Consider the following 3,280-nt stretch of genomic DNA (forward strand, 5'->3'; position numbering starts at 1 on the left):
TTCGTGTTTCCAGCTTAGCAGATCCGTTTTCCGTTTCCGCCACCCGCTGGAGCGGGCTGCCGGTCCGTTCTCCGCTTTCGCGTTTCCCTTTCCGGTGATTCCGACTTTATCAGATTCATTCTGGCCGACCTAATCGGTGGCTTTCGTGATTCGAATAAGGAATCGGGTGGCTCCGTGGAAACCGTGTTCCCGACCGGAGCGAGCTAGAGACTAGCTGGTTGCGCTGGTGACGTGTCCCGTCCCCGGCAACCGTTAAAATCTACCTCCCCACGTCCACCGTGTCAACGGCTCCGTGGGCGAAGAGGAGACTAGCAGGTCAGCGAGGTGCTCCGCACATCACGCGGCCACCGGCAGCTCCGCGCTGCGGTCCGCCTCCTCGATGTCGCCGGTGTCGCCGGCTCGGGCCGCCCGGGCGCCCAGGACATAGACATAGGCGAGGAATGCCAGTTCCGCCGCGATGCCGATGGTGACGCGGGCCCAGGTCGGGAGGCCCGACGGGGTGACGAAGCCTTCGATCAGGCCCGAGACGAAGAGGACCAGGGCCAGGCCGATGGCCATGCCCACGGCGGCGCGGCCCTGCTGGGCGAGCGCGGCGCGGCGGGTCATGGGGCCGGGGTCGATGACGGTCCAGCCGAGGCGGAGGCCGGTTCCGGCGGCGACGAAGACGGCGGTCAGTTCCAGGAGGCCGTGCGGAAGGACCAGGCCGAGGAAGACGTCGAGGCGGCCGGCGGAGGACATGAGTCCGATGCCCACGCCGAGGTTCAGCATGTTGAGGAAGAGGATCCAGAGCACCGGGACGCAGAGGAACGCGCCCAGGACCAGGCACATGGCGGCGGCCTGAGCGTTGTTCGTCCAGACCTGGGCGGCGAAGGAGGCCGCCGGGTGACTGGAGTAGTACGTCTCGTACTCGCCGCCGGGGCGGGTCATCTCGCGCAGCTCGGCCGGGGCGCCGATCGCCGACTGGACCTCCGGGTGCGTGCCGATCCACCAGCCGATGAGCGCCGCGAGGAGGGTGGAGAGGACGGCGGTCGGCACCCACCAGTGGCGGGAACGGTAGACCGCGGCCGGGAAGCCGGCGGTCAGGAAGCCGACGGCGTCGCGCCAGGAGGCGCGGCGGGTGCCGGTGACGGCGGCACGGGCGCGTGCGACGAGCTGGGTGAGCCGGGCCGTGAGCATGGGGTCCGGGGCGCTGGACTGGATCAGCGACAGGTGCGTCGCCGTGCGCTGGTAGAGGGCGACGAGTTCGTCGGCCTCGGCGCCGGTGAGCTTCCGGCCCCGGCGCAGGAGCTGGTCCAGGCGGTCCCACTCGGCGCGGTGGGCGGTGACGTAGACGTCGAGGTCCATGATCGGCTGCTGCTCCAGGCACTGGGTGCGTACGGGGGCGTACTACTGCGGCGCGCTGACGGTCAGCTTGGCAGACTGTCGTACAGCGGGGTCGGGAAGGTCGGAGAAGGGTGGGCGTCGTGAGCGGGGTTGTGACGGGGGACGCCGTCGTACTGGGGCTGCGGCCGGCCAGGCTGCCGAGCCGCGCTCTGGCGCTGCTCATCGATCTCTTGGTGGTGTGGACCGCCTATCTGCTGATCAGTCTCGGGCTCGCGGTCGCGATGGCTTCGCTGGACGAGGCCGCGCAGATGGCGCTGTCGATCGCCTCCTTCCTGCTGGTACTGGTGGGGGCGCCGATCGCGGTGGAGACGCTGACGCACGGCCGGTCGCTCGGCAAGATGGCGTGCGGGCTGCGGGTGGTGCGCGACGACGGGGGGCCGATCCGGTTCCGGCACGCGCTGGTGCGCGGGGCGATCGGGGTCGTGGAGATCATGATGACGTTCGGGGTGGTCGCCTGTATCGCTTCGCTTGTGTCGGAGCGCGGGCGGCGCATCGGGGACGTGTTCGCCGGAACGCTGGTCGTGCGGGAGCGGGTGCCGGCGGCGCGGAGCGTGGCCGTTCCGCCCGCCCCGGCGTGGCTCGCGGGGGCGTTCGCCGGGCTGGATCTCTCCGCCGTGCCGGACGGCCTGTGGCTGGAGATACGGCAGTACCTGACGCGGATGCGGCAGCTGGATCCGGTCGTGGGGCAGCGGCTGGCGGAGCGGCTGGCCGATGAGCTCGTGGCGCGGACCGGGACTCCTCCGCCGCCGGGCGTGCCGGCCGCGGCCTATCTGGCGGGGGTCGTGGGTGAGCGGCAGGCCCGGGACGCACGCCGTGCCTTCGCCTCGGACAGGCCGGCGTCCGGGGTCGGGCCCGTGCCTGTGGCGGCGTCGGTGGCGGGGGCGGGGGCCGGTTGGAGCGCGGGATTCGCGGCCCCGGTCGCTCCGGTTGCCCCTGCCGCGGCCGTCGCCGGTTCCGGGGAGCGGACGGGCGGCGATGCCGCTGCGCCGGCGACGGGGTTCGCGCCTCCCGCCTAGGAGACGACCCGAGGGGCTCAGGGGAAGACGGACGGCGGGGTCTCGAGGGCTTCGAGTTCGATGCCGGGGGCGGAGAGGACCACGTCGCCGGCGATGTGAAGCGTGTGCCGCTCCCCCGTGTCCAGGGCGTCGACCTGGTATTCGTCCACCATCAGCACGCCGTTGTCAGTGGTGTGCGCTTCACTCTTCACCAGGGCCCAGGACTGGTCGATCGTGAGGGGGGCGAGCACGGGATCCGTGAAGGCGACGAGCCGGACGCGGGTCGCGGGGGAACCGGGGGTGAGACGCAACAGTCGAGTGATCGCGACGAGGAACGCCGGGGACGTGCCGGTGAAGGCGTGGGCGCGCACATTGCCTTCGGTGGCGTGGGTGCCGGTGGGGTCGGTACGGACCCAGGTGACGCCGTCGAGGGCGGCGCCGCGGATCTGCCAGCTCGCGGCGTGGAGTTCGAGTCGGATGGGGCGGCCGAGTTCGTCGATGGCCAGGTCGACGGAGCCCGCGTGGTCGCCCGAGGGGGTGGTGGTCTGGGAGACGTAGCGCCAGCCGGACGGGCCTGGTGCGCAGTGGAAGTGCTCTTCACCGAGGGGGGTGTGATCGTGCGGGTCATGGAGCGAATAGCGGCCGCGGGGCATGGGTCCTCGGGGTGCTTCCTGGGGCGGTGGGTCCGGGTGCGGGCCGGATGACGGACGAGGCAGGCCCCCGGCACGGGGGTGCGGGGGCCTGCCTGGTTCCTCTACGGGTGCCGTCGACGGGTGTGCGTCAGTGCACGGGCGCCGTCGGTGGTGGCATCAGTAGCGGTAGTGGTCCGGCTTGTACGGGCCCTCGACCGGGACGCCGATGTAGGCGGCCTGCTCCGGGCGCAGGGTCGTGAGCTTCACACC

Annotated in this window: 4 protein-coding genes; 1 reads left to right on the forward strand and 3 read right to left on the reverse strand. The window is 71.6% G+C overall.

Annotated features, from left to right (window positions below; translation table 11 throughout):
- Nucleotides 1-336 precede the first annotated feature (336 nt).
- Nucleotides 337-1,344, reverse strand: a complete 1,008-nt coding sequence (locus ACWDX6_RS30625; protein ID WP_451488126.1) for a stage II sporulation protein M — start codon at nt 1,342-1,344, stop codon at nt 337-339.
- Between the two features lie 119 nt (nt 1,345-1,463).
- On the opposite strand from ACWDX6_RS30625, the gene ACWDX6_RS30630 reads away from it, so the two are divergent.
- Nucleotides 1,464-2,399: an RDD family protein gene (locus ACWDX6_RS30630; protein WP_451488127.1), complete on the forward strand. Its 936-nt coding sequence runs from the start codon at nt 1,464-1,466 to the stop codon at nt 2,397-2,399.
- Between the two features lie 17 nt (nt 2,400-2,416).
- On the opposite strand, the gene ACWDX6_RS30635 is transcribed toward ACWDX6_RS30630, so the two are convergent.
- Nucleotides 2,417-3,031 (reverse strand): hypothetical protein, encoded by a 615-nt coding sequence (locus ACWDX6_RS30635; RefSeq protein ID WP_451488128.1) that lies wholly within the window; start codon nt 3,029-3,031, stop codon nt 2,417-2,419.
- Nucleotides 3,032-3,187: 156 nt separating this feature from the next.
- A partial coding sequence (locus ACWDX6_RS30640) for an adenosylhomocysteinase (protein WP_350978958.1) occupies nt 3,188-3,280 on the reverse strand: 93 nt, incomplete at its 5' end.

The organism is Streptomyces sp. NPDC003027 (assembly GCF_053591435.1).

Bases quoted from the DNA above. Each gene is read 5' to 3' on its own strand.
- ACWDX6_RS30625 (WP_451488126.1), bottom strand. From the start codon at position 1,344: ATGGACCTCGACGTCTACGTCACCGCCCACCGCGCCGAGTGGGACCGC.
- ACWDX6_RS30635 (WP_451488128.1), bottom strand. From the start codon at position 3,031: ATGCCCCGCGGCCGCTATTCGCTCCATGACCCGCACGATCACACCCCC.